Source organism: Virgibacillus sp. LDC1, assembly GCF_025792345.1.
GTDB lineage: Bacteria > Bacillota > Bacilli > Paenibacillales > Paenibacillaceae > Paenibacillus_AQ > Paenibacillus_AQ lautus.
This window is the reverse complement of the sequence record NZ_JAOXLZ010000005.1, coordinates 424,029-450,951: the sequence shown is the minus strand read 5'-3', so window position 1 is coordinate 450,951 and position 26,923 is coordinate 424,029. Positions and strand designations below refer to the sequence as shown.

The window sequence follows — 26,923 nt, the reverse complement described above, 5'->3', positions numbered from 1 at the left end:
TTAAGTTTACTCTATTTTGTAGCCGATCCCCCACACTGTCTTAATATATTCCGGCTGCTGCGGATCCTTCTCGATCTTCTCGCGCAGCTTGCGAATATGTACCATGACCGTATTTTTCGATTCCATGAACGGTTCATTCCACACCTCGGTATAAATCTTGTCCATGCTAAGCACGAGTCCGCGATTGATGGCCAGCATATGCAGCAGGTCAAATTCGCGCGGCGTCAGCTTAATCTCAACGCCTGCCACCGTTACCCGGTGGGAAGCGACATTCATAATCAGCTCATCAATCTGAATTTCGTTCTCATCCCTCACCGAGCTGCTGTTCAGCTGTTTGTATCGGCGGAGCTGTGATTTGATCCTAGCGATCAATTCCAGCGGGCTGAACGGCTTGGTCACATAATCATCCGCGCCGATGCTGAGCCCGGCGATCTTGTCAATCTCCTGACTCTTGGCGGACAGCATGATGATCGGCGTGTTGTTCTCCTCCCGAATTCTCATGCATGCCTCAATGCCATCCATCTTCGGCATCATGACATCAAGGATGATCAAATCCACTTTATGTTTTTTTAGAATCTCCAGCGCTTCCAGGCCATGAGATGCGGTGAGGAGCGTATAACCCTCATTCCTGACGTAAATCTCCATCAGTTTCAAAATTTCCGTTTCATCATCAACCATCAATATCGTAACTCCAGACATGGCTCCTCCTTAATTAAAAGCGGCAGTCAGCATAACGCCTTTTACGTCGTCTTGCACCATGGATGTGCAGACTGTGCGTTGCTGCTGTTTTGGTTTTTCTTCGCCACGGCCATGCCCTCGGCAGGTATACATCCTTGTTGGCTATCGCCATAGACTATGAACCGGAAAGCGGCACAGCCGGCGTATCGGTTGGTTTAACCGATCTCTTCGCCTTCGGAATATTACCGAATATCACCCATGAACCCGGTATATATCGAACCGTCAATTCCACGACGATCCATGAACATCCTAAGGCTGCCGCAAAACCGCCTGCATACCACAGATGGGTCAGCATCGAGTTCCCCGTGGTTAGCGGGAATTGACGGTAGACGAGCAGAAAGAATGGATGAATAAGATAAATCCCGAAGGACACGGCCCCCAGTCTCTCCAGCGCCGGCGTCCATCCGCGTACTCCGGCCCGGTAGAACAAAATGGCGAACTGGAGCAGGACAAGCGTCCCAAAGTAAGTATGCATATTCCACAGCAGCTCATACAGCGTTGAATTATATCCGGTTCCGTGAAGGCGGTTGTTGTAATAAATGTACACATGGCCGAGACCGGCAGCGGCCCATGCCATCCACAGCATCGTCCAAGCAGCGATGCGGTAAGGCTGTGCGTTGGCACGGCTGATCACAAGCCAGGCCTTCAGTTTCGGGTAATAGATGCCGATAAAGGCGCCCAGCATGAAATAGGCAATGTAGGACAATGCCCAGCTCCCTTTATTCGGTACCTGCCAGTAGTACTTATTCATCAGTATAAACGTCCACTGGATCACCAGTCCAATCGGTATCGCCCATTTTGCAAGCTGGGGGACCTTCTTGAACAGCCACAATACAAGCGGAAACAGCACATAAAACTGAATGCTGATAAATACGAAATATAGATGCGTGTACGCTTTGCCCGTCAACAGCTTTTGAACAAAGCTCTCCATCGTCTCGCCGAACGGCCTGCCCTGATAATATAAATAGTGCAGGAGTGCGAAGTAGAACACGGAGAACAGCGTATACGGAATGATAATATACAGCAGTCTTTTTTTGTAAAATCCGCCGATCAGCTTCTTTGTCGTGGGACGGTCATAGTAATTATAGAAGAGTACCAGACTGCTCAAAAATATAAATGTCGGCGTTCCGTATTTCATGAAGATGTTCATGAAATTGTATATAAAAAAGTATTTGGAGTCCGTCATCGCAGATACGGCATACGATGTGGAGTGAACGGACAGCACGCCGATGATGGCGAATGCGCGTACCAATTGCAGCTCGGGAAGACGTTCCCTTGGTAAAGCGTTTATTTTGTTCATGGCAGTACCCTCTCATCTTTTAAAATCCGATTATTCTCGTTCTTCGCGAAACAGATTCATCTAGTATAGTAGACAGTTCTTAACGCCATACTTCCAAATTCTTATCATTTGCTTAAGATTATGGTCCTTCCTCCTAATAAAATTCTCCTTGATCATAAAGAATCCTTGGACTTACAATAAGAAAAACATCTATCGACGTACTTTCTCAGAAGACAAACCGCGTATAGCGGAAGTTTTTCTTGCGAGATAAGGATGGTAAGCCTCTGAAGTTTATACTTTCTTATCTCTTAAAAATAATAATCTTTTCCGAATTGGGGGGAATTGGATGTTGCACTTGATCCGTATCATTCGAAGTAGCTAGGCTCGGGTTCATAGAGGACCGGGCCATGTCCAAGTTATAACTCGTCGCCATAGAGCCTGCTTTTTGCTATAAAACGTAAATCAGCTGCCGGACATTAGGGAGCCGACCGTCCTTTTGGACAAGTCCCTGATCTACAGCAAAGAACTCTACCGGCTTCTGGCTTCGAACGAATGAGGGTCAATCTGTTTACAGCATCCCATTTTATCTCATGTGGAAGGTGGACAATATAAATGAATTCACAGGAATACAAGCAGTTTTATGATATCGTAGGAGCCTTAAACGGCTGGGACTTCAGCCAGGTCCGATGTATCTCGGAAGGTGTAAAGTGGGATTTTTACGATCAGGTTGGCAAATTATGCCAACCATCCGACGTTGTGCTCGATATCGGAACGGGCGGCGGAGAAAGCTTGTTATCCATCGCTGACAAAGCAGCATCGCTGGTTGGAATCGATCTTTCGCATGCGATGATCGAGACAGCCCGGCGGAATGAACGGAACGTATCGGCTTCCAATGTACGCTTTATGCAGATGGATGCAGAGGCGCTTCAATTCCCGGAGGCGTTTTTCAATTTGATCTCATGCAGACACTCCCCTTTCCGTGCATCACAGGCGGCAAGAGTATTAGCAGAGGATGGCGTGTTTTTGACACAGCAGGTTCGCGAATGTGATAAAGCCAATCTGGCTCAAGCCTTTGGCAGAGGACAATCCTCCCGTGAAGACGGTGCCTTAAAGGATCAATATATGAAGGAACTTCGGCTTGCCGGGTTCCGCGATATCCAATATGCCGAGTACGATGCGGTCGAATACTATGAGCGTGAAGAGGATCTCATCTTTCTGCTCAAGCACACGCCCATCATCCCCGGGTTTGGACAGGAGGAATCGGATTTTCGCATCCTGCAGCAGTTCATCAGAGACCATCGCACAGATCGCGGAATCCGAACGAATTCCGCACGGTTTATGATAGTGGCACGGAAATAACCGGCTCCTCTGGAAATCCATAACCCGCAGCATTCCGCTGGTAAACAGAAAAAGCGCACAAGGGTCGAAGCCCTTGGCGCTTTTTTTAGAGAGGATTCCCAGCACATAAAAAAGCAAGCCCCTCGCAAAAGGAGGAGCTTGCTTTCGGTATGGTTATCATCTCATCGACCAAGGAGCGCTATTAACCGTTGACCAGCAGTTCTTTCAGCTGCTTGATCTGCTTACGTTCGCCCGCTAGTACCAGCGTCGATCCCGCTGTCAGGATGTCGTCCGGACCCGGATTGATTTTCTGCTCTTTCTTGTTCACAATCGCTAATACATTAGCACCTGTACGTTGACGAACCTGAAGCCCTGCAATGGATTGTCCCACGCATTTGTAATGCGGCTCGATGCGAGCCCATTCGATGATCAGGTCTTCAAGTGTCACCTCGATGGTCTCCAGCGCTTTCGGCTTATACGTCATGCCTCCGATGATGCCGGCGATTTGTCTAGCCTCATCATCCTCTAATGTAATCTGGGAGATGGTCTCCTCAGGATCGTCATCTTCAAAATGGTACAGCTCTCTACGGCCATCGTCATGAATAACAATAACCAGCTTATCCCCTGATCTCGCCTGAATAAGGAACTTCTTCCCGATACCCGGCAGATCAGATTCGCGAATAATACTCATGTGAAAATCCTCCGTTCTGGGGTTAATTCAATCTCTAGATTATATAGATTAGTTGGAAGAAAGTAAATCATCCCGGCATCCTTACACTTTCCTTTTTTTTACTTTCTCCACAGGGTCGCTCCATTTGAATATTTTATTCACTCCACGGTAGACACGTTTTGATTCCTTGGCTAGAAGAGGCCCGAGGATCGCAAGAATCAGAACATAAAGCGCCGAGAATGGTTTCAGCACGGCGGACAGTCCGCCAGCGAGTCCCAGATTCGCAACGATGATCGTAAACTCCCCGCGTGCCATGATAGTCAATCCGATGTTAAGCGACGACTTATGCGACAGTCCGGCCTTGCGTCCCGCGATCATGCCTGCTACAAGATTACCAATAATGGTCAGTCCCACAGCACCGAGTGCCAGCCATAACGCATTCCCCAGCGTGGTCGGGTCGATGCCGAGACCGAAGCTGAAGAAGAAGATCGCGCCAAAGAAATCACGGAAAGGAATGACCAGCTGTTCGATCCGTTCGCTATGATCCGTCTCGGATAAGGCTAGTCCGAACAGCAGCGCGCCAATCGCTTCAGCTACGTGCAGCGTCTCAGAAAATCCAGCAATAAAGAACATCGATGAGAAAACAACGATAATGAAAATTTCGCTGGACGTTATATTCAGCAATTTGTTAAGTATAGGTGGACCTTTTCTCGCAATAACAAAGAACAACAGCATATAACCAATGGATATACACACGGAGATAATCGTTGCCCCTACCGATGTGGCCCCGCCCAACAGCAGTCCGGACATAATCGATAAGAACACCGCAAGGAATATATCATCGAACAAAATCATGCCGAGTATTAGCTCCGTCTCCGCATTACCGGTGCGCCGCAGATCCACCAGTACTTTCGCCACAATCGCAGTAGAGGAAACGGACAACATCCCTGCTATGATTAACGTCTCGTACAGCGGCATGTTGATCACAAATCCGTAAGCCAGGCCCAGAGCAAAGTTCAATATGACATATACGGTTCCGCCTACCACGATGTTTCGCCCGGACTTGATTAATTTCTGAACGGAGAATTCAAGACCAAGGTAAAAGAGCAGGAATAGAATACCGATCTGTCCCAGAAAATCTATGATTCCCTGGCTCTCAATAAATTTAAAGTCTAGAATTCCTATCGTTGGTGCATGCGGACCTACAAGCATCCCGAGTACAATCAAGAACGGTATAATCGAGAACTTGAGCTTTCCTGCAATTATGGAGGCTATAGCAACCAGAATCAGAGCAGTTCCAACCTCAAACATCATATGGTCCATAGAAGACCTCCTCCTCCTCAAATTTGACTTCTGGCAATCATTTCTATTATACATAAAAATGCATACATTTACAAAGCAACGGCAATATTCTTGTTTGAACACCCATTGCATGCTAAATTATACACATGAAGTACAGGCTTAATTTTATTATCGATTTTATGGTTTCCAAAAAATATAAATTATATCCAAATTCTTTACCACACGAAAGAGAATGAATATTTATGCATTATAATGAATACAATACCAGGTAAAAAAATCCATATATTGCGCGAATCAAACGGCCTTCCGGACTATCACCTTTCTCTTATTTCACACGAAAAAGAAGCCCGGTGGCTGCAACCACGGGGCTTCCGGCTATTTTCAGATGATTATTTAAACCAACCTTTTTCTTTAAAACGCGTGATCGCTTCGATCCGGTTGCTGACGCCAAGCTTATCAAGAATAACGGAAATATAATTCCGCACGGTACCTGTCGTAATAAACAGCTGGTTGGCAATTTCCTTCGTATTCTTGCCGTCCGCTATCAGGCCCAGCACTTCCTTTTCCCGCTCCGTCAGCGGATTCTCTTCACCGGAATACGCTTCATCCACCAACTCGGAGGCGTATATTCGTCTGCCTGCCATAATGCTCCGAATGGATGCAGCCAGTTCCTCGCTTGGGCTGTCCTTAAGCAGGTAGGCGTTGGCGCCGGCCTTCACGGCACGCTCGAAATACCCCGGCCGGGCAAAGGTCGTCAAGATCATTACCTTACAGCCAAAGCCCTTTAATGCTTCGGCAGCCTCAAGTCCGTTCATCATCGGCATCTCAATATCCATGATACAGATATCCGGTTTATGAAGTTTGACAAGCTGTACGGCATCCTTCCCGTTCCCTGCCGTCCCGACCACTTGCATATCTTCTTCCAGATCAAGCAGTGAGGCCAGGGCTCCAAGCAGCAATCGCTGATCTTCGGCTATGACAATTCGGATCATATTCCCGCCTCCTTATCCGGCATTCTGAGCACATTAGGTACACGAAGGACCAGCGTAGTCCCCTCGCCGGAAGTGAGCTCCATGCTTCCGTTTACGAATTCAAGCCGCTCTCTCATTCCCCGCAGTCCATTTCCGCGGTTTCTCGCATCGGTCACGAACCCTGTTCCATTGTCCTTCACCCTCGCAACCAGATCCGTTTCCGTGGATTCGATCACAATGGAGCACGCCGTAGCATTGCTATGTTTCACTATGTTATTCACGGCCTCTTTCAGGCACATGCTGATCACATTTTCATTCATTAACGACAAATTTTCCGGCTCCAACGTTCCCTCAAAGTTCAATTCAATCTGGGCAGCCTTTAGAATTTGCTGAATGCGGAAAATTTCATCCGTGAGCCGGGTCCCCCGCATCCGTGTCACCATCTCACGCACTTCCTGGAGTGCCGTTCTGGCCGTCTGGCGCACATCGTTGATCTCGGCCTGAGCTCTTTCCGTATCTTGCGTCATCAATTTACCGGCCAAATCACTTTTGAGGCCGATGAGAGACAGCTTCTGTCCGAGCGTATCATGCAAATCGCGGGCTATCCGCTGACGTTCCTCCAGCTTCACCAGTTCCGAAATTCGTTTGTTGGCATCCTCCAACTGACCCTGCAGCTGATCATTCTTATTCCGGTTATAGTTCGTCACGGGCAGCAGAATCACCCCGACTACACTGACAAGCATAAATGGGAGCTGCGTGATAAAGAACGGATTCCGCGTTAACAATCCATAATTGACCGTAATGATGGTCGTGACCAGATGGATGGAGTACAGCGTGATAAACCCGGCTTTATTCTTGATGTTCCCGATGAAAAATGCGAGGAACAACGAGAAATAGATATACCCGAATACCAATGACATCGTTATCGATATTAAAATTTGCAGACTCGTCCAGAAGTAGACGAGCCAGCCTTTGGCCAGAAATGAAAGCACATAGAAGGCGAAGAACATCACAATCATCAGTGTTCCGAAGACAACCTGGTAGGTAGAGGTCGAACGAAAGATGAAATAAAACGGAAGGATGTAGAAGACGACCCATACATAAGGGCTCAGCCCCGTACTTTTATGAAATATCTGATACCATTTCTGCATGGAGTCCCACCTTCTGTCGGTTCAAGCTTTAGTCCTCATTTCTACATAACGGACCCGTATTCTTATTCATTTCTATTATAACCTCGTACCGGCAAGGAATTACTCGCCCTGCACTCTCGGTCTGCTGCTCGCCAGGCTCTTCTCGGCTTTCGCCAATACCGATTCCTGCGGTTTACGGAGCGACTTCTTGGCTTCCCTAAACGTGACGAACACCTTTTTCTCTTCATCCCACAGACGGAAACGAATAGACTTCAAACTGGTCTTGAGCGTAATTGTCGTTGCCTTTTGCAGCGGAGGAGCGGCTTCATGCGCCTTCTCCAGGTTATAATTAGGAACCTTCGGGCTAAGATGGTGAACGTGATGGAAGCCGATGTTGCCCGTGATCCATTGCAGGACCTTCGGAAGTTTGTAATAAGAGCTGCCTTCTACGGCTGCATTGATATAACTCCACTCTTCATCATGCTCATAGTACGTTTCTTCGAATTGATGCTGTACATAGAACAACCAAATGCCAAGCATCCCCGATACCATGAATATAGGAGCTTGAACGAGCAGGAATGCCTGCCATCCAATCGCCCAGCACAGCAATGCATACAATGCAACAATCGAAATATTCGTTATATAGTTACTGATCTTCTCCTTGCGTCTCGCACCTTTGCGGTTGAAACGATAGGATATCAGAAATATGGCGATGGGACCAAGTCCGAACATCACGATCGGATTACGGTATACCCGGTAGTATAAACGCTGCCAAAAGGAAGCCGCTCCATACTCTTCAACGGTTAATACCCACATATCCCCGATTCCCCGCTTATCGAGATTGCTGCTCGTCGCGTGATGAATCGCGTGCGTGTTCTTCCATTGCTCGTAAGGGCACAATGTAAGCACGCCTGTAATCGTACCGAGAATTTTGTTCGCCTTGCGGCTTTTAAAGAAAGATCCGTGACAGCAGTCATGGAATATGATAAACGTCCGGACAACAAACCCCGATGCAATCACCGCTATGGGAATGGTAAGCCAGTACGATACGGATAGGCTTAAATAGGCTGCATACCATAGCAGTATCAAGGGAACCAGTGTATTGAAAAGCTGACCTATACTCGCCTTTGTGTCAATTTCTTCATAAGGGGCAACGTTCTTTTTCAAGCTGGATAGTTTGTTATCGGGTTTAGCCATAGTTGTCTTCCTCCTCGAAATGGCGCAAGGACGTTATACATGTATCGCGCACTTGTCTAATCTAATTATAGATAGGATGTCATGCGTGTCGTAGTCATAAACGTCATTTCGGGAGTATGACAAATATCATATATCGGTCCTGGAATCGGCCGGAAACCGCAGTCCGACCTGGCGTCTGGCTTCCTCCATGATTTCAGCCGTAATGAGTGAGTTGGCATGGGTATTGATTGCACTTTCCCGTTCGCCGCACCGGATTAAATCGATAAATTCCCGGGCTTCATAATACATCGATTCATGCGTCTGCAGCTGGGTGACGTTCTCAATGGTGCCGTCTCTATAATGGATCTTCACATCATAAGGCTGATTGATCTTGTCGATAATCATCGTGCCGTTCTCGCCCTGAATTTCGGCAGGTGCATAGGAATCGCTGATCTTGGAGTGCATGATCACGGCATCCATCTCGGGATAGGACAACAACAGGCTGCCCTCGCCATCAACCCCGGAGGATAGCATATAGCCGGAAGCTTTGACAGAATCCGGTTTACCGAACAGAGTGACCATCGGGTACAGGCAATAAATCCCCAAATCCATGAGTGAACCGTTGGAATACTCAGGGTTGAACGCATTCAGTACCGTCCCCTGCTTGAACGCGTCATAGCGGGAGGAATATTGGCAATAGCTTGCAAAATAACGCCGAATTGGGCCCAGCTTGTACAGGTTGTCCCTGACGGTCTTGAAGTTCGGCATCAGCGTCGACTTTAACGCTTCCATTAGCAAAACGTTGTTATTCTTCGCTGCTTCAATCATGGCGGACACTTCGACCGCATTAGAAGCCATCGGCTTCTCGCAAAGGACATGCTTCCCGTGGTTCATGCATAATATCGCCTGATCGACGTGATAGGAATTCGGACTCGCAATGTACACCGCGTCAATCTCGTCATCCTGCAGCATCGTCACAAGATCCGTGTACACTTTGGGATCCGCGTACTTGGCCGCGAAAGCCCTGCCCTTCTCTTCCGTACGGGAGTATACGGCAGCAAGAATAAATTCTTCCGTCTCCAGAGCGGCTTGGAGAAACCGCTCGGTAATCCAGTTTGTGCCGATAACGGCAAAACGGATGTTCATCCCTAATCCCTTCCCTTCGTATCTGATTGTGATTGATCTTTCGCTTTTCGTTACATCCATCCTTCAAACGTTGAAATTCGCTCGCGTGCCGAATCCGGAATCGGCGTGCTCTTGCCGGATTCGGTATCGATGAGCACAATGGTTCCACGCCCTGCCGCCTTTAAGGCGCCGTCCACCACGATCGCATACTGGACGTCCATGGAGGAGCGTCCGATCTCAGCTACCCGGACATGAAGCTTAAGCGCGTCCTTCAGATACAATTGAGCAAGATACTGGCACTCCAGATCCGCAACCACCGACACCTTTTTGTCGCTGAACAGATCCTCGGTCAATCCCAAGTTCTCGAAATACTCAATGCGTCCCTGCTCAAAATACATGAAATAACTGACGTTATTGACATGACCCAGCATATCCGTTTCGCAGTACCTTATCTTTATCGGAATTTCAAAGTGAAACGTGTCCAGCCAAGCCTTGGGATCCGGTTGTATGAAGGTTGTTTTTTTCATGATGAGTCCCCTTTCTCTTTATAAGAGACAAATGTATGTACAATTTATAATCAGTCTTATACAAGGATAATGAATACAAGTTGAGTCCGTCAACTAAATAACCATATCATGGATAAAATGTCGGATTCGCCCGTAGAATAAGGCTTGAAATCCGCTTCTCTCATAGCTTGCCTAAATGCAGCTAGCCATGAAAAAAGACCACCCGCTCCGGAGCAGGATCACTGGAGGGATGGTCTCGATAAGTATGAATGGAACAAAGCTCGGTTAAAAAAAGCGCAGCTCAGGCGATCAATGCCGCTTCTTATAGTAGGTTAAAGCAAGCGCCAACGCCAGCACGGCGCCCTTCACGATATCCATCGCATAATACGGCACGGACAGCATGATCAGACCATTTTGCAATATACCGATCAATACTGCCCCAACAAAGGTTCCGAGCGCGTTCGGCTTGCCCGCTCCGAATACGGAGTATCCGATAAAGGTTGCAGCGACGGCATCCATCAGATAAGGTCCGCCGGAGTTGACTTCGGCCGTCATAACCCGAGCCCCGAGGATAATGCCGCCGATGGCGGCAAACAAAGCGGAGACCAGATAAGCGATCAGTCGGTATTTACTCACCGGTATCCCGGATAATGCCGCGGCTTCGCGGTTGCCCCCGATCATGTACATGTACCGCCCGTGTTTCGTATAGGTCAGAAACAGATGGACCACGAGGACCACGAGCACCATAATGATGATGATCCATGGCACCTGCCCGATCTTCTCAAACACCGCCGGAATTTTACCGGTGGCAAAGTCTCCGCTCGGCAGGATCATATTCTGGGAAATGGTAGCGCCGCGGGTATACGTGAGCGCAACGCCCTGAAAGATAAACATCGTCGCCAACGTCATCAGCATATCATCAATTTTGAAATTGATGACCAGGAAGGCGTTGATCAATCCCACGACCAGACAGAACAGCAGCGTGAGACCAATGCCGATGCCGATATTTTGCCCGTGCCAGACAAACATGGAAATGACCAGCGCGTTCGCCAGGGAAGCCGTCGAGCCAACAGACAGGTCAAAGCCGCCAACGGCCAGCGATACGGTCAGCCCTACAGCAATGATCGTCACGATCGAGATCGAACGGAGTATGTTAATAATGTTGCTTGTATTCAAAAAGTTGTCGGCGACGGTCCCGAATACCAGAATAAGTACGAATACCGTAATCAACGTGCCGTATTTATACAGAAAATCAAAAGCGAAACTAGCTGCCGGCTTCTCCTTAACAGGTCTTGCTGTATTCATGTCAACCCGCCTCCTGTGCAATAAAGCAATATTTCCTCTTCGTTGGATGACTGCGTAATTAGCTCCTTCGTGATGCCGCCGTCATACATCACATACACCCGATCCGTGATGCCAACGATTTCGGACAGCTCGCTTGAGGCGTACAGCACGCATTTCCCCCGCTTGGCCAGCTCGGCCACCAGATGGAAAATGTCCCTCTTCGCGCCAACGTCAACCCCTTTGGTCGGTTCATCAAAAATATACACATCCGCGTCAACCAGCAGCCACTTGCCGATCGCTACCTTCTGCTGGTTGCCCCCGGACAGGTTTCTCACCTTGGCTCGCTCATTCGGCGTCTTAATCCCGAGCGACTCGATCATCTCCCTCGCCGCCTGCTTTTCCTTGCCGAAGCTAAGCCATGATCCCCACTTGGTAAAACGGGACAGCACCGCAGCCGTTAAATTGACGGATACCGGCTCTTCCACGAAGACGCCTTCACGACGGCGTTCCTCAGGGACCAGCGCAATGCCATGCGAAACGGCATCGTGCGGCGAGCGGATGCGGAGCTTATTTCCGTTCAGCGTGATCTCGCCGGTTGATGTGTCGGATGCTCCGAATATCGCCCGGCACAGCTCGGTTTTCCCGGCCCCGACCAGTCCGGCCAGACCGACGATCTCCCCTTTGCGAATGTGCAGGTCAACGCCGTTGATTTTGCCTGGGTCCAACATGTCCTTCACCTCGAACCAGACGGTGCCGATGTCTCGTTCAATATGGGGAAACTGCTGCTCCATCTTGGAGCCCAGCATGTACTCCACCACTTTTGGCTGTTCGATATTCGCAATGCGGTCGCTCTTCACCAGCTGACCATCCCGCATGATCGTAATATCATCGCAGATTTCATACAGCTCCGGCAGCCGGTGCGATATGAAAATAATGCCGACCCCATCCTGCTTCAACTTGCGCACCAGCTTGAACAGCTGCTCCGTCTCGCTGTGGCTGAGCGGCGCGGTCGGTTCATCCAGCACCAGAATCCGGCACTGCTTGGAAACGGCTCTTGCGATCAGCACCATCTGCTTCTCCGCCAGCGTCAGCTCCGAAATCAGCTTCTTGCCGGGAACCCGGATATTCATCCGTGCAAGAATCGATTCGGCTTCCCGATGGAGCTCCTTCCAGCGGACCAAGTGCCGTTTGCCCATATCGTGAACCGTCCGGTCAAGCATAATGTTCTCCCCGACCGTCAGGTTCGGAATGAGCGCCGTATCCACCTCTTGATAAACGATCTGAATGCCCAGGTCCTTCGCTTCCTTCGGTGAACGAATGTCCGCCTTGCTCCCATCGATCCAGATCTCGCCCTCGTAATGGTTGTACGCTCCCGACAGAATCTTCATCAATGTAGATTTCCCTGCGCCATTCGCGCCGATCAACGCATGTGCCGTTCCTGCGGTCGTCTGAAAATCCACATCGGTTAACGCCTTAACGCCCGGAAAAGAAATCGATATGTGCTTCATTTGAAGTAAGGGTGCCGTATTCGACGAGTGGGTCGAGGCGGCAGTTGTTGGCTCCATCACGCTTCGCAAGTGTATTCTTCCCTTCAAATAGGATAGGGCGCCCCTATCGATGACCGATAAGAGCGCCTGTATGAATATTGCTGTTTATTTGCCGCTGGCTTCTTTCAACGCCTTCATCCAATCCTCTTCGAATTCGGTGCTTGTCCCCCAGCTAGGGATAATATCCGCCAGGTTGACCATGTTGACCGCTTCAGCTGCACCCGCAAGGTCGGAGCGCTCGATCAATACAGGCTCCAGATTATGCGTAGCAGGTGTTTCCTCGCCGGCAATCTTCTTAGCCAGCAAGCGAACGTTGATCGCGCCGATCGTTTTCGGGTCTACGGCCGCTGTAGCTACCCAAGGGCTGTCCGGCTTCTGGATCAGCTCCAGGTCTGCGTTGGATACGTCGATGCCGTAAATCTTAACCTCGGTGCGTCCCGCTTCCTCCAGCGCTCTGGCTGCGCCGATGGCGAATGCATCCCAGGTTGCGAAGATTGCATCGATTTCGCCCTTCGGATATTTCGTTAGGATGGCGGATACCGCATTTTGCGTTTCCAGGGAAGTCTGGTCGCTCGCTACGCCGAAACGCTCCACTTCCTTGATGCCCGGATTGTTCTTCAGCGTTTCCTGATATACGGCATTGCGTCGTACCATCGGAGGGAATCCGTCTACCCATAGATAGACAATGTTGGCTTCCGGCCCTTGCTCTTCAACCAGCTTGTCCAGCGCCAGCTTCGCGAGCTGCTCGTCATCCTGCGAGGTCTGGGTTACCCCTGCAATGTCGCCGATCTCTGGCAAGGAGTCAAATGTGACGACCGGAATTCCTTTTTCGGTAATCTTCTTTACGTCCTGCACCGATGCAGGATCGTCGCCATGCGATATGATAAATCCATCGTAGTCGCTGTCAATGGCTTGTGCGATCGCATCGTGGAATTTGGCGGAGTCTCCGTTCGCCGAGAAGGTATCTACCTTAAACCCGAGAGCTTCGCCTTCCTGTTTCGCACCTGCCAAAAATTGCGCCGTATGATCATCGCCCCCGATTTTCCGGACGACCATCAATTTCACCGGATCCTTTTCGGCAATGCCTGCCGGCAGGTTCTCGACCTTGTCCGCCAGATTGCCTGCCCCGCTGCCGCCGCCGCTGCCCGATTCGGCACATCCGGTTAAGACGATCATAAACGCGAGCACCAGCGTCGTTAATTTCCTTACATGTTTACTGCCTTTCATGTTCTCTCTCCCCCTGTTTTCCGTAAAAAGGACAAATATTAATACAAGTAATCCTATAGGATTTAACTGGAGGCGTCAACCATTATTTTTCCGCTTTAATGCATTACACCACATAGGCAAAAAAAATGAAAGTGATTTCTAACTCTCGTTCGGCTTCCGAGAAGCTTTCATTTTCAAAAAAAGTCAGGCCCTTACGACATATTCAGAATGAAGCAAACTCATCAGAATACGATCCACATACGAGCCGTTCTTATACGCTTCATCACGCAGAATTCCGTCCCGCTGAAAACCGGCTTTTTCATAACACCGAATTGCGCCGGCATTGGTAGCATCCACGGTAAGATACACCTTGTGCAAATTCAGTCTCTCAAAAGCGAACTGAACGAGGACTTGCGTAACCTCCGTGCCGTAGCCTTGTCCCCACACGCTTTTATCTCCGATCCATATCCCGAATTCCGCTTTGCGCGCCCAAGGATCGATCTTGAACAACTGAGCATTGCCGAGCGGCTTCCCGTCCTGGTTGAGCACAGTGAAATATGCACCTGACGGGTCACCCTCCGCATATTTCTGTGTCCGTTTCTTCACGGTTGCCGGGGTTAAAGGCACCCCGGTACCGGATGGCAGTGTAGAACTCACTTCAGAATCCGTAAGCCATTGATATCGTTGCTCCCAATCCTCTTCGACGACTGGTCTGAGAATTACCCGTTGCCCATACAGCATAACGTCATCCCCTTTGTTTATATATGTATCGGTAGTTCCAAGCCCCTATTTCATACTCTAAGTTCAAATCTTATTTAAAAAGAGCTTCGGGACGCAGTGATTCACGCCCGAGCTCTTTCTAATTGATAAGCCGTTCAAGATAATCCCGAGTTGGTTGCCTCTAACTTCGGCTCTTAAATCTGTTAATCCAAACGAATGCCCATTGTTTCGAGCCAAGCCTTCGCAATCAGGCCGTGTCCGGCAGGTGACGGATGCACGCCGTCCGGCGCCCAGAAGGCAGCTTCGCGGCGTACCGACGCAGCAGCGAACAATCCGTCCAGCGGCACCAGCAGCGCTCCGTATTCCACCGCCAATTCGCGAACGGCCGTGATTTTCGGATCCAGATCCTCGCGCCATAATCTGCGATCCTCCGGATGCGGCAGCACGAACGGTTCAACCAGAATCAGCTTGGCGTCCAGTGCCCCTTTAGTGCGTTCGATCAATTTACGGTAGCCGGCTTTATAATCCTCGGTGCTCGTCGGGTCCCCGCTGTCATACCGGCGCCAAGTGTCATTGATGCCGATATAGATGGATACCCAGTCCGGTTTCAGGTCCAGGCAATCCTCCTGCCATCTGTCATTCAAGTCGACAACCCGGTTTCCGCTGATCCCTCTATTCAAAAAGGTTACGTTTAACTCAGGAAATTTCATGCCGAACAACGAGTCGATCAATAGCGGGTAGCCGTTCCCCAAGCTGCCGGAAAAGTTCCGGTCACGACCGCAATCCGTAATGCTGTCCCCTTGAAATAATACGACATCCCCTTGCTGCAAACGATTCATTCCACTTCCTCCTCATCGGTATGTTGCTATTGTGCGTACCATTGGAAATTCGTAGGCTCATGTCTCGTGAGAACGCTTCCTAACATTTAAATATTTGCCGTACAGGGCTCAATTCCTTTTTATAAACCATGCAAATCATCGATTATGACCGAATTTTTTTGGAATCCCGTTGGATGAGAAAAACGTCTATCAACGTACTTTCCCGGAAGACAGACGGCATCTAGCGGAAGTTTTTCTTGCGAGTTCAGGATGGTCGACCTCTGAAGCAGATCCTTATTATCTCATAAAAAAACCTGCCCCGACTTCGGTCGGGACAGGTTCTAGTATGGTTCGATTAGGCTCCGGTCGGCATGGCCACCCAGTGGCCCTCCGATACTTCCACAAGCTCCGAATGCTCGAGATTATATTTGTCCTCTCCGGTGCGCTCTTCCAACAGTACCCGTTTCTTCTTGGACTCGATCTTCGGATCGGGTACCGGAATCGCCGCGAGTAAAGACTTCGTATAATCATGCTGGGGATTGGAGTACAGCTCTTCGCTTTCCGCCAGCTCCACGATTTTGCCCATATACATAACGGCAACGCGATCACTGATATGCTTCACCATCGACAGGTCATGCGCAATAAACAGATAGGTCAAGCCCAGACGGTGCTGCAGCTCTTCCAGCAGCTTCACGATCTGCGATTGGATCGACACGTCGAGCGCGGAGAGCGGCTCATCGCACACGATGAATTTCGGCTCCACCGCCAGCGCCCGGGCAATCCCGATCCGCTGGCGCTGACCGCCGGAGAATTCATGCGGATAGCGCGTGGCATACGCCGGATCCAATCCGACCATATCCAGCAGCTCCTCGACCCGTTTCTTCCGCTCCTGCTTACTGCCGGTCAATTTGTGAACATCCAGCGCTTCGCCGATAATGTCCACCACCTTCAATCTCGGGTTGAGCGAAGCATACGGATCCTGGAAAATCATCTGCATATGGCGCCGCATGGCCTTCATTTCCGAAGGGGATAGGCGATTCACGGACATTCCCTGATACAGCACTTCTCCACCGGTCGGCTGATGAAGGCGAAGGATAGCTCGTCCCGTCGTCGATTTACCGCTTCCGGATTCCCCGACGACCCCGAGCGTTTCCCCTGCCTGAATGTGAAAGCTGATATCATTCACCGCTTTAAGCACATTCCCTTTGCCCATATCAAAATATTGCTTCAAAGACTTAACCTCTAACAGCGGTCCTTTGTAATCCGTGCTTGGCACGATGATCGGCGCAGGCTTTGCTTTCTTCTTCTCGTCCAGACGCGGAAGCGCGTTTAACAGCTTCAAAGTATAGGGATGCTGAGGATTCTCGAAGATTTCCTCCGTCGTTCCCGTTTCCACAATCACGCCGTCCTTCATCACCGCCACGCGGTCGCACATGCCTGCAACGACGCCGAGGTCATGCGTGATCAATATAATGGAAGAACCGAAGCGCTCCTGCATATTTTTCATCAAATTAAGGATCTGGGCCTGAATGGTTACGTCAAGCGCCGTTGTAGGCTCATCCGCAATCAGCAGCGCAGGTCTGCACGCCAGGGCGATGGCAATCATCACGCGCTGCCGCATGCCGCCCGAGAACTCATGCGGGTACTGGTTATAGCGCGCTTCGCTGTTCGGTATGCCGACCAGCTTCAGCATCTCAAGCGCCTGCTTCTTCGCTTCCTGCTTGGACAGCTTCTGGTGTTTCACCAGGCTCTCCGATATTTGTTCCCCGATTCGGATCGTCGGATTAAGCGAAGTCATCGGATCCTGAAAAATCATCCCGATATCGCGTCCGCGGATGCTCTCCATCTCTTTCTCGGTTTTCTCCGCCAGGTTCTGGCCAAGGAACAGGATCTCCCCATCCTTCATATAGGAAGGCGGAGACGGCAGCAGCCGCATGATCGAGCGCGCCGTGACGCTTTTGCCGCTCCCGGATTCTCCAACGATCCCGAGAGTCTCCCCTTTCTTCACTTCAAAGCTGACCCCACGCACCGCGTGAAATTCTGAATCACGGGATTGAAAGGCTACACTCAAATTTTTAACCTGCAATATCGGTTCCAACTCTGCTCACCTGCCATTATGCATTTATGTCATTAAAGTAATATCATCTACAACTCTTATAATCTATTGACTTTTAAAATAGGCTAAAATAAAATATACTATATCACTCGGAATAATGCAATTTGAAACAAGGAGGAAAGGCAGCTTATGGGGGGGACAGAAGCAGCAAGACCAAACAGACTCATAGGTTTGATAAGTAGCACATACAGTAAGATCCTTCTGAATCCTTCTTATAGATACTTACTATTATTATTGGGAGCGCCCGTGAATCTCGTGGTCTTCCTATTTTATTTGGTTCAGAGAAAGAAGGACGACTACACAGCGGCGGAGAACCGCATACGCAGCGAGATGCTGGCTGCCGGATATCTGGAGGCCCTACGCTCCGAGATGATGGAGCAGCAGAAACGCAAGCACGACTTTTTCAAGCAAAAAGTCAATGAGGGGCAGCTCCGGCAGGAAGTCGACAAGATCGTAGAAGCAAGGTTCCAGGAAGTCCTCAAGGAACGGACCGCCAAGGAACTGAAGCTGAACAACCGTAAACGGTTGACCATGGCCGATACGTTTGGTTCTCTTATCGAGAATCCGTTGTTCTTCATTATATCACTTATTCCAGGCTTGCTGATGTACATCCTTATTTTTTTGTACAGCAATCCTTACCTGAAATATATTCTGGAGAGACTCGTGATGACGGTCTTCGTTATCTTTGGCGTAGCGGTGCTCGTCTTTACGATTCTCCACTTGTCGCCGTTCAACCCTGCAGCCAACATCCTGGGCGAGACGGCAACACCGGAACAGATCGCGGCTTTTAACAAAATGCACGGACTGGATCAGGGCTATCTCACGCAGCTGTGGAACAACATTAAAGGAATTGCCTACTTCGATCTCGGCAAATCCTTCTCGGGCAATGAAGAGATTACCTCAAGCATCGCCAGAAAGTTCCCGATTACGCTGACGCTTACGGTCATTTCCCTGATTATCGCGATTGTGATCGCATTGCCGATCGGGATTATCTCGGCTACGAGACCGAATTCGTTTTTTGACTATACGTTTATGTTTATCGCGCTGATCGGGCTGTCCATTCCGAATTTCTGGCAGGGACTGATCTTCATCCTGAATTTCTCGATCAAGCTGCAGTGGCTCCCTGCCACCTTTAATCCGGAGAACTGGTTGTCCATGATCATGCCGGTGATCGTGCTCGGTACAGGACTTACCGCTTCAGTAGCGAGAATGACGCGCTCCTCAACGCTGGAAGTTATTAATGAAGATTACATGATAACAGCCAGAGCGAAGGGGCTCAGCAAGGGTACCATCCTGATGAAGCATGCTGTCCGCAACGCCATCATTCCGATCATTACCGTCATCGGACTTCAGTTCGGCGGGATGCTCGGCGGCTCTGCCGTTACGGAGAAGGTATTCAACATCAGCGGTATCGGCAGCTACATCGTCGATAAACAATTCATCCCTGACATTCCGGCCATTATGGGCGGCGTAGTGTACACCGCCATTACCATATCGCTGGTGAACGTCATCATTGATATCTTGTACGCGTTCTTCGATCCACGGATCAGATCCAAGATGAAACAATACTAAAGCAGGTGTACTCATGATCAAGAAGCTTCTTTCTAAACAAGAAACCAAACACCAGCTGAAATCCTCACACGAGTACAGTCAAGCCAGCTTCACATGGGTTATTTCTTTGACCTTAACGGTGATCCTGCTTCTGAACAGCTTTGATTTCACTGGGGGAACCATTAAACCGTGGGTGTTCACCGCCTTTGCGGTATACGCATTGTTTACCATCATTCAGATTATCATTACGCTGTTGATCCGAAGAGATCTTCAAAGCCAGGGAGAAATCCGGCGCTCGACGAGGATCCTGGGTTACATTCAGCTGCTGAGCATTGTCACGGGAAATCTGTTTACCGTCACTTTCGGTTTCAATCTGATTAAAAAGCAGAAGCCTCCCGAATATACGATTGCCGTCTACATGCTGTTAACCCAGCTGTTTGTCATCGCGATATCGGCGCTGAACCTGTTCAAGCCTTACGTCTCGAATACGTTTCTGCCGGCGATGGCCGTGCTTCTGGTTGTAGCCGTCATTCAGCTGATCGCGCTTATCCTTGTTGCCAGGTACGTCAAAGCGAATTACGCGCACCCCGTATTGAGCTGGCTTGCCTTTCCAATCATACTGACTGCGGTAACGGGCAATATTTTTGCTCTGGTGCTCGGCATCAACCTGCTTGCGAAGATACGCAAGAACGGTAATCCGGCGATGACCCGCTGGGGTGACGTGTGGGTGAAGCTTACTGCCAACTCGACAGCTATGTCCGGACTGTTCTTCGTGATCTTCCTGTTCTGTCTATCGGTAACCAGTCTGTTTACCTTCGATTACAGCATTGCGATCGATAACAACTACAGCGCCATTCTGCAGCCGCCAAGCCTGGTGTACCCTTTCGGTACGGACAACTTCGGCCGGGATTTGTTCTCCCGAATCGTATTCGGAGCCCGGATCTCGCTGATTGTCGGATTTGCTTCTACAGCCATCCCGGTTGTCATCGGCGGTGTTCTCGGTGCCATCTCCGGCTACTATGGCCGCCATACCGATAACATCATCATGCGTTTGCTGGATGTGCTGTACGCCATTCCGGGCATCTTGCTCGCCATTGCGATTATTGCTGCATTCGGAGCCAACACCGTCAATCTCATCCTGGCACTCAGCGTAGGCGCTATACCGACTTATGCAAGAACCATGAGGGCGAATGTGCTCCTCGTCTCCACCTTTGAATACGTCGATGCGGCCAGAGCCTTCGGCTCCAGCAATTTTTCGATTATATTCAAGCATATCGTTCCTAACTCGCTTGCACCCATGATTGTGAAATCCACGCTAACCATCGGTGCAGCCGTCATCTCGACGAGCAGCTTGAGTTATCTGGGTCTCGGCGTTGAGCCGCACATCCCGGAATGGGGCAATATCCTTAAGATCGGAAGCACGTATCTTGAGACGCATTCCTACTTGGCCATTTATCCGGGTCTAGCCATCATCGCGCTTGTCCTGTCCTTCAACTTCCTTGGCGACGGACTCCGGGATGCCCTTGATCCTAAGCTGGATTAATGCTTCGGTGCCCTTGGCACACTAACTAATGGTTTCAAAAAATATTTTATATATATATACAACTCAGGAGGGTATCACCAATGAAAAAGAGTTCCTTGCTGTTACTGTTTCTCACGCTAGTCATCGTACTGGCCGGATGCAACGTAACAACCAAAGATGATGCACAGCAAAATCAGCAAGAACCAGCGGATACAGCCACGGACACATCTGCTGTTAATATCGAACTGCTCGGCATGAGCTCTAACGAATCGGATGTTAACATCATTCGCGACCAGCTCACGAAGAACGGCTTCAACGTGAAGCTGAATCTGCAGCCGGACTACGGCAGCTTCAAGGCACAACAGGATGCCGGCAACTACGACGTCGCGCTGTCCAGCTGGACTACCGTTACGGGTAACCCTGACTATGCCGTTCGTTCCCTGTTCAAAACCGGCGGCGACTACAGCATCATGTCCGACGAAGAAGTGGACAAGCTGATCGACCAAGCAGCTACGCAAACGCCTGAAGACGCTGTTGAAACCTACAAACAGCTGGAGCAACGTCTTGTTACAGACAAAGCTTACATCGCTCCACTGTACATTTCCTTGAAGAGCCAAGCGTTCAACAAGGACGTGCTGGACGAGAATTCGGTCCGTCTTTCGAAATCCCGTTCCCTTCCTTGGGAAGCCGTTGATTTCAAAGACCAATCCAAGCGTGCTACGCAGCCGCTGATTCTGTCCCAATCGATCTCTGAACTGACCTCTCTTGATCCGATCAAGGGTAATGACGGTTCCATCAACATCATCAACACCAACATGAACGTACGTCTGATCAACCTGACCGATGATGACAAAATCACATCCGAAGGATCGCTGTCTTATAACCATGCCATTGGCGAAGGCAACTCGGAATACTACTTCATTCTTAGAGACGATATTAACTTTGCCAAAATCACGAACAAAAAAGCTGAAGATTCCGGCGAGCGCGTAGGCGCCGACGATGTCATCTTCTCCATGAACAGAGCCAAAGACAAAAATTCAGTGCCTGATCATCGTACCTACACGCTTCACGAGCACATCAACACGGTTGAAGCTGTAACGGATTTGAGCGCACTGGAGAACACCAAAGTATCCGGCGGCAGCGAAAGCGTCAAGGATGCTCTGGAAGCCGGCTTGGATACCAAGATCACTTCCCTTGTTGATGACAAGAACCAAGCAAGCACCAAAGACGGTAAGTACCAAGTCATTAAATTGACGACAACCGAGCCGTTCCCGCAAGTATTGAACTACCTGGCTCACCAATCGGCCGGTATCGTGTCGAAGAAACAGGTCGAGTCCATCAACACGTATGACGTTGAGAAATTCGACGTGAACAAAGACATCCCTTACGGCGACCAAAATACGGTAACCGAAGGCGACAAATACAATAATACGCTGTATGCCAGCGGTCCGTACATCCTGTCTTCCAAAACGGACTATGAAGCCACCTTCTTCAAAAACCCTGGCTACATGAAGGGCACGGAGCACGAACCGAAAATCGAGCAAGTGAAAGTTCGCTTTATCAAGGATGCGGACAGCACGCTCTCCGCACTTCGCAGCGGCGAAATTCACCTGTACTATGGCGTGCCTGAAACGAAATACGATGTGGTTAAAGGCGACAGCAAGCTGAAGCTGCAAACCATCGAAAGCAACGCCGTCTCCTACTTGCTGTTCAACACGAAAAACCGTGATGTAGCAACAAGCGACGATCTGAGAAGAGCGGTGCTCTACTCCATCAACCAGGATGAGATCCTGACATACTACAACAACAACAAAATCAAAGCCTACTCCACCGTCAGCCCAATCGTAAAAACTGGCAACGAGTTGGTCGCCGATCCGGCGAAGGTGAAGGAATTCTTGAGCGCATATAAAGCGAGCAAGTAAAAAAGAGGACGACATTAGCGAAAAGCTGATGTCGTCTTTTTTTGATGCGAGGTTTATATGCGCCACTTCTTGCTCCAATAGCATCGCAATGGAACAGGTAGTTCTTTGCATCGCTCCGCATGCGGATGATTCTTCCGATCTCTGTTGCCCCCAGATTTCTATGAATGAATGGGCCAAAGTAGAAATCCGGGGGCGGTTTACGCTTACGATGCAGCTTTCTTTCAGAAAGCTTTCAGGAGACCGCTACCCGCTTCTCCAGAATCATTCCGCCTTCTCCGCTGGAGCACTACCTTAAGTAGTCCGTTGTTAGCTCATGTTTCGATACATCTCACATTAGCCATAAAAAGGGACGAATGATAGCCGCGGCGCAGCTACTCTCGCCTTTTTTTGGGGAGGGGGGAGTGAGAGGAAGCCCCCCTGTAATTAACATATACAGGGGGCTTACCAAGATTGATGCCTTGGATTACAGGCGCTTGATATCATCTACAAGCTCGGGCAAGCCCTCGCAGAAATAGTGATCGTCGCCCTCGTATTCTCGGGTGACAGCTTGGGGGAGTTGCTTCGCGTAGTGCTGAGCGTGCGCGAAAGGCACCACGGGATCGTGGCGGCTGTGGTACAGGTACAGACTGGATATGCGAGGCAGCATGGTGGCGAAAGAATCAGGCAATCTAAAATCTTCACTCCGCCAATCGTCGTCTTTCTCCCAATAGGGGGCGGCGATCAAAAACAGTCCAGAGACGGTTAGCTGACAGTCTTCTTCCGAAAGATATTTCAGTAGCACGGAGCCGCCTAGGGAATGACCTATGAGCAGCACCTCCCCATCCCATGCCTTGATTTCATTGGCGATCTGCGTTTTCCACGGAATGTAATCCGGATCCGGCATGCCGGGGGATAAGATATGGTAAACTTCCCCGAGCTGTTCTTGTAGATGGGCGATCAAGCCACGGCTTCCTTGGTTAGGACCTTGGGGTCCTGCGCTATGGATGAACAAAACTTGTTTTTTCATGTTCAGTCTCCTTCCCGATCCTTGCTTATGGGTATGAGCATGTCCAACAGGATGTGTACCAACCTAGAATATCCTATGGAGAGGGGTTCGACTTCTTTTCATTTGCTGACATTTAATTGGAACGGGTTAATTCCTTGCATCTTACCCGGAAACGCCCCCACTTGGTAATCATGCTTAAGATCAAGCAGCGAGGATTCGTTCTCTATCAGCCTCAAATCTACGTGGTACTCCATCTAAGATAAACAAAACCGCCCCTTCACCAGAAACGGTTGAAGGAGCGGCTCTTTTTAGCGGATCGATTATAGGATGAATTAAACCGTCAGCACCATCGACGGATCGATACAATCGGCCATGGACCGAACCATGACCCGGCCTGGCTTGCCCGGTACGAATGCCTGCTCGCCGTCATCGCGGCGGCTGAAGGAAACGGTCATCGGGATGCCTGGAATCAGGTCGAGGAAGTTATCGCTGTAGAAGCCTTCCGCTTCCGAGGACAGCCATACGTGGCGGGCGAGCACACTGCTCTCCAGCACAAACGTCGTGCCGTCGCTTCCCTCGACTTCTTTTATGCTGATGGTCGGGCTGTGCAGACGAAGATGCTTGTCATTCACGAAATAGAATGTTTTACTGTCAATCACGTCTCCATCCTGAAGCAATTGCGCCAGGAGCACGACCTGGGATGCATCATGTCCGCCAAGCAGCTCATCGGCCACCGCGCGGAATACGACGAGGGACGCCTGCTCTTCCGCACGGATCGGCTGCTCGGATATATAGAGCTCTTTTCCGTTAAAATCGAATAACTGAATCTTCAGTGTGCCCTGGACCGCTTCTGAAATATCGGATACGAGATGGACGATGATCTCTTGTTCCTTGGATTCGATCGTGACACTGACATCCCGGAAGCTGCGCTTAGCCACATACTGCAGTGCTTTCCATCTGCCGAGGTAATCCATGCCCGCCCACGAAGCGACCGGCCAGCAGTCATTCATCTGCCAATACAAGGTGCCCATGCAGTACGGTTTGTTGCGGCGATGGGCTTCAATCGCCATCTTCATCGCTTCGCCCTGCTGAATTTGGCTCATATGCAGGAAAGCTTCAAAATCCTTCGGCTCGTTATAATATTGATCCATGTAAGTCTTGATCAAGCGGTTGCCGGCACCGTTCTTCTGGTGCGCCAGCATGACCTTGGACTCCAGCTCCATATCGCTATCTTCCGCGTATGTGCGGACCGTCTTCGGTTCCGGGAAGGACTGGAACCCATATTCGCTCATGAATCGGCCAACATAAACATTGTAGTTATCAAACGGCTCCGTGTTATGCCACACGCCCCAGTAATGGATATCTCCGCTCGTTGTGGACGGATTGGCATGCTGCTCTTTATCATGGCTGAGCGATACCAGCGGAGATGAAGGCCAGTACTCTGCTCCAGGTGCATAACCGGTTACAGCCTCCGGCAGAATTCCGTGGAATACCTTTTCGTAGTCGCTCCAGATCTTTTCGCGGAGTTCTTCGGTATATTGCTGCTTCCAGCCCCAACCGGCCTTCTCTTCATAGTGCGCCCAAGCGGAATCTATCTCGTTGTTGCCGCACCAGAGCACGATGCTCGGATGATTCCGCAGCCGGATCAGGTTCTCCTCCGCTTCCAGCCGGACGTTCTCCAGAAACGCCTCATCGCCCGGATACATGCTGCAAGCGAACATGAAGTCCTGCCATACCATGAGTCCGTATTCATCACAGAGATCGTAGAATACGTCCTCTTCATAAATACCGCCGCCCCATACGCGCAGCATGTTCATGTTGGACTCCGCTGCGGACGCAATTTCATGACGGTAACGCTCCGCCGTCACTTCCGTTATGAAGCTGTCATTCGGGATATGGTTTGCCCCTTTGGCAAACACGGGCGTCCCATTGAGCTCAATGTAAAAGGAAGTACCGCGGTTATCCTGTTCCCGAACGAGCTTCACGCTGCGCAGGCCGGTTCGAACCTTTTTCTCCGCAACGGTTCGTTCTGCTTCCACCAGCTCGGCATGGAACGAATACAGATGAGGCTCGCCCAGGCCGCGGCACCACCACAGCTTCGGCTCCGCAAGCGCAAGGCTCAATTCAACCGAATGACGGCCCTCTTCCAGCCGAACATCCTGTTCCCATGTCTGGCCGCCTGCACTTACCCGAAGCACGCCTTGCCAAGCATGCTCCGCCGCAATGGAGGCAACGGCCGTGACCCTGGCCATTTCTGCCGTAACCTCATCCTGGCGAATAAACAAATCATCCAGCCTGACTTCGGACCAAGCCTCTAGCCTGGCCTCCCGCCAGATCCCGCTGGTCACGAAGCGCGGTCCCCAATCCCAGCCGTAATGATAAGGCGCTTTCCGGGCAAAAATACTCACTTTCTGGTCGCCCATCCCGCCAACCTCGGACTGGTCATTCGAAGCAGGCAGCGGATATCCGAGCTTCTCAAGCTTCGGCAGATCCTCCTGGATAGGGGAACGGAAGCGGATTTTAATCACATTTCCCGAATCCTTGAGCTGCGATTTCACATCGATCCGCCATGAACGAAACATATTATCGGCGGAAAGCACCTTGGCCCCGTTCACGTACACATCCGCGTAGGTATCCAATCCGTCGAATACGAGTTCGATGCGGGATTGGGCGCTCAGATTCGAATCCACATCAAACGACGTCTCATATTCCCAATCCTTCTTATCGATCCACTGCAGGTCATGCTCATTCGTCCCGTAGAAGGGATCGGGGATGATGCCATTCTTCAGCAGGTCCGTGTGAACGCAGCCCGGCACCTGGGCCGGCAGCCACTCGGATTCGTCGCAAGCTTTGAAGTTCCATTGATTTAAAGTCATAACGTTAAAATTCATGATAGTCTCTCTCCATCTCTATATATTGATTTTGATGCGGTTCGGGTCATACTCCATACAGATATGGCTTCTTTCGCGTATCAGCTTGTTCTCCACGCTACGATCAGCTTCCCGGCGAGCGGCAGC

Annotated in this window: 22 protein-coding genes; 4 read left to right on the top strand and 18 right to left on the bottom strand. The window is 50.1% G+C overall.

The window, feature by feature from the left end; genetic code table 11:
- Positions 1-6: 6 nt before the first annotated feature.
- Positions 7-699: a response regulator transcription factor gene (locus OHJ21_RS26625; protein WP_326095722.1), complete on the bottom strand. Its 693-nt coding sequence runs from the start codon at positions 697-699 to the stop codon at positions 7-9.
- 154 nt (positions 700-853) lie between these two features.
- Positions 854-2,038, bottom strand: coding sequence for an acyltransferase (locus tag OHJ21_RS26620; protein ID WP_486021596.1), 1,185 nt, complete (start codon positions 2,036-2,038; stop codon positions 854-856).
- Positions 2,039-2,629: 591 nt separating this feature from the next.
- Between OHJ21_RS26620 and OHJ21_RS26615 the strand changes: the two genes are divergently transcribed.
- Positions 2,630-3,376: a class I SAM-dependent methyltransferase gene (locus OHJ21_RS26615; RefSeq protein ID WP_394058623.1), complete on the top strand. Its 747-nt coding sequence runs from the start codon at positions 2,630-2,632 to the stop codon at positions 3,374-3,376.
- 181 nt (positions 3,377-3,557) lie between these two features.
- Here OHJ21_RS26615 and OHJ21_RS26610 read toward each other — a convergent pair whose 3' ends face one another.
- The 13 genes from OHJ21_RS26610 to OHJ21_RS26550 all read right to left on the bottom strand — a co-directional run bounded on the left by OHJ21_RS26610 (position 3,558) and on the right by OHJ21_RS26550 (position 17,908).
- On the bottom strand, positions 3,558-4,046 hold the full coding sequence (locus OHJ21_RS26610) for a cation:proton antiporter regulatory subunit (protein ID WP_071221197.1): 489 nt from the start codon (positions 4,044-4,046) through the stop codon (positions 3,558-3,560).
- Between the two features lie 81 nt (positions 4,047-4,127).
- A complete protein-coding gene (locus OHJ21_RS26605) occupies positions 4,128-5,348 on the bottom strand; it encodes a cation:proton antiporter (protein WP_394058626.1) in 1,221 nt (406 codons plus the stop codon).
- A 368-nt stretch (positions 5,349-5,716) separates the two neighbouring features.
- Positions 5,717-6,319 (bottom strand): response regulator transcription factor, encoded by a 603-nt coding sequence (locus tag OHJ21_RS26600; protein WP_100540608.1) that lies wholly within the window; start codon positions 6,317-6,319, stop codon positions 5,717-5,719.
- Entirely contained in the window at positions 6,316-7,449 is a 1,134-nt protein-coding gene (locus tag OHJ21_RS26595; RefSeq protein ID WP_100540607.1) for a sensor histidine kinase, read from the bottom strand. The genes OHJ21_RS26600 and OHJ21_RS26595 overlap by 4 nt, the downstream gene beginning before the upstream one ends.
- Positions 7,450-7,548: 99 nt before the next feature.
- Positions 7,549-8,625: a Delta(5) desaturase DesA gene (gene desA / locus OHJ21_RS26590; protein WP_394058629.1), complete on the bottom strand. Its 1,077-nt coding sequence runs from the start codon at positions 8,623-8,625 to the stop codon at positions 7,549-7,551.
- A 126-nt stretch (positions 8,626-8,751) separates the two neighbouring features.
- Positions 8,752-9,750, bottom strand: a complete 999-nt coding sequence (locus OHJ21_RS26585; RefSeq protein WP_486021595.1) for a Gfo/Idh/MocA family protein — start codon at positions 9,748-9,750, stop codon at positions 8,752-8,754.
- A 50-nt stretch (positions 9,751-9,800) separates the two neighbouring features.
- Positions 9,801-10,256: an acyl-CoA thioesterase gene (locus tag OHJ21_RS26580; RefSeq protein WP_326115541.1), complete on the bottom strand. Its 456-nt coding sequence runs from the start codon at positions 10,254-10,256 to the stop codon at positions 9,801-9,803.
- 288 nt (positions 10,257-10,544) lie between these two features.
- Positions 10,545-11,540, bottom strand: coding sequence for an ABC transporter permease (locus OHJ21_RS26575; protein ID WP_100540603.1), 996 nt, complete (start codon positions 11,538-11,540; stop codon positions 10,545-10,547).
- Positions 11,537-13,084 carry a sugar ABC transporter ATP-binding protein gene (locus tag OHJ21_RS26570; protein ID WP_486021594.1) on the bottom strand — a complete coding sequence of 516 codons (1,548 nt, stop codon included), beginning with the start codon at positions 13,082-13,084 and terminating at the stop codon, positions 11,537-11,539. The genes OHJ21_RS26575 and OHJ21_RS26570 overlap by 4 nt, the downstream gene beginning before the upstream one ends.
- A gap of 87 nt (positions 13,085-13,171) precedes the next feature.
- Positions 13,172-14,293 carry a sugar ABC transporter substrate-binding protein gene (locus OHJ21_RS26565; protein ID WP_100540602.1) on the bottom strand — a complete coding sequence of 374 codons (1,122 nt, stop codon included), beginning with the start codon at positions 14,291-14,293 and terminating at the stop codon, positions 13,172-13,174.
- A gap of 183 nt (positions 14,294-14,476) precedes the next feature.
- The gene (locus OHJ21_RS26560) at positions 14,477-15,013 is read right to left on the bottom strand and encodes a GNAT family N-acetyltransferase (RefSeq protein ID WP_486021593.1); all 537 of its coding nucleotides are present in this window, start codon (positions 15,011-15,013) and stop codon (positions 14,477-14,479) included.
- Between the two features lie 182 nt (positions 15,014-15,195).
- The gene (locus OHJ21_RS26555) at positions 15,196-15,831 is read right to left on the bottom strand and encodes an SGNH/GDSL hydrolase family protein (protein WP_100540600.1); all 636 of its coding nucleotides are present in this window, start codon (positions 15,829-15,831) and stop codon (positions 15,196-15,198) included.
- 334 nt (positions 15,832-16,165) lie between these two features.
- Positions 16,166-17,908: an ABC transporter ATP-binding protein gene (locus OHJ21_RS26550; protein ID WP_100540599.1), complete on the bottom strand. Its 1,743-nt coding sequence runs from the start codon at positions 17,906-17,908 to the stop codon at positions 16,166-16,168.
- Between the two features lie 147 nt (positions 17,909-18,055).
- Here OHJ21_RS26550 and OHJ21_RS26545 point away from each other — a divergent pair, with 147 nt between their 5' ends.
- The 3 genes from OHJ21_RS26545 (at position 18,056) to OHJ21_RS26535 (ending at position 22,921) form a co-directional block, all read left to right on the top strand.
- Positions 18,056-19,498: an ABC transporter permease gene (locus OHJ21_RS26545; RefSeq protein ID WP_100540598.1), complete on the top strand. Its 1,443-nt coding sequence runs from the start codon at positions 18,056-18,058 to the stop codon at positions 19,496-19,498.
- A 13-nt stretch (positions 19,499-19,511) separates the two neighbouring features.
- Positions 19,512-21,020: an ABC transporter permease gene (locus OHJ21_RS26540; protein WP_326115547.1), complete on the top strand. Its 1,509-nt coding sequence runs from the start codon at positions 19,512-19,514 to the stop codon at positions 21,018-21,020.
- Between the two features lie 80 nt (positions 21,021-21,100).
- Positions 21,101-22,921, top strand: coding sequence for an ABC transporter substrate-binding protein (locus OHJ21_RS26535; protein WP_100540596.1), 1,821 nt, complete (start codon positions 21,101-21,103; stop codon positions 22,919-22,921).
- Between the two features lie 463 nt (positions 22,922-23,384).
- Here OHJ21_RS26535 and OHJ21_RS26530 read toward each other — a convergent pair whose 3' ends face one another.
- The 3 genes from OHJ21_RS26530 to OHJ21_RS26520 form a co-directional block, all read right to left on the bottom strand.
- On the bottom strand, positions 23,385-23,927 hold the full coding sequence (locus OHJ21_RS26530; protein ID WP_326117241.1) for an alpha/beta hydrolase: 543 nt from the start codon (positions 23,925-23,927) through the stop codon (positions 23,385-23,387).
- 98 nt (positions 23,928-24,025) lie between these two features.
- Complete coding sequence (locus tag OHJ21_RS26525) at positions 24,026-24,160, bottom strand: hypothetical protein (protein WP_279300483.1); 135 nt, start codon at positions 24,158-24,160, stop codon at positions 24,026-24,028.
- A gap of 78 nt (positions 24,161-24,238) precedes the next feature.
- Positions 24,239-26,797: a beta-mannosidase gene (locus OHJ21_RS26520; protein WP_486021592.1), complete on the bottom strand. Its 2,559-nt coding sequence runs from the start codon at positions 26,795-26,797 to the stop codon at positions 24,239-24,241.
- Positions 26,798-26,923 lie beyond the last annotated feature (126 nt).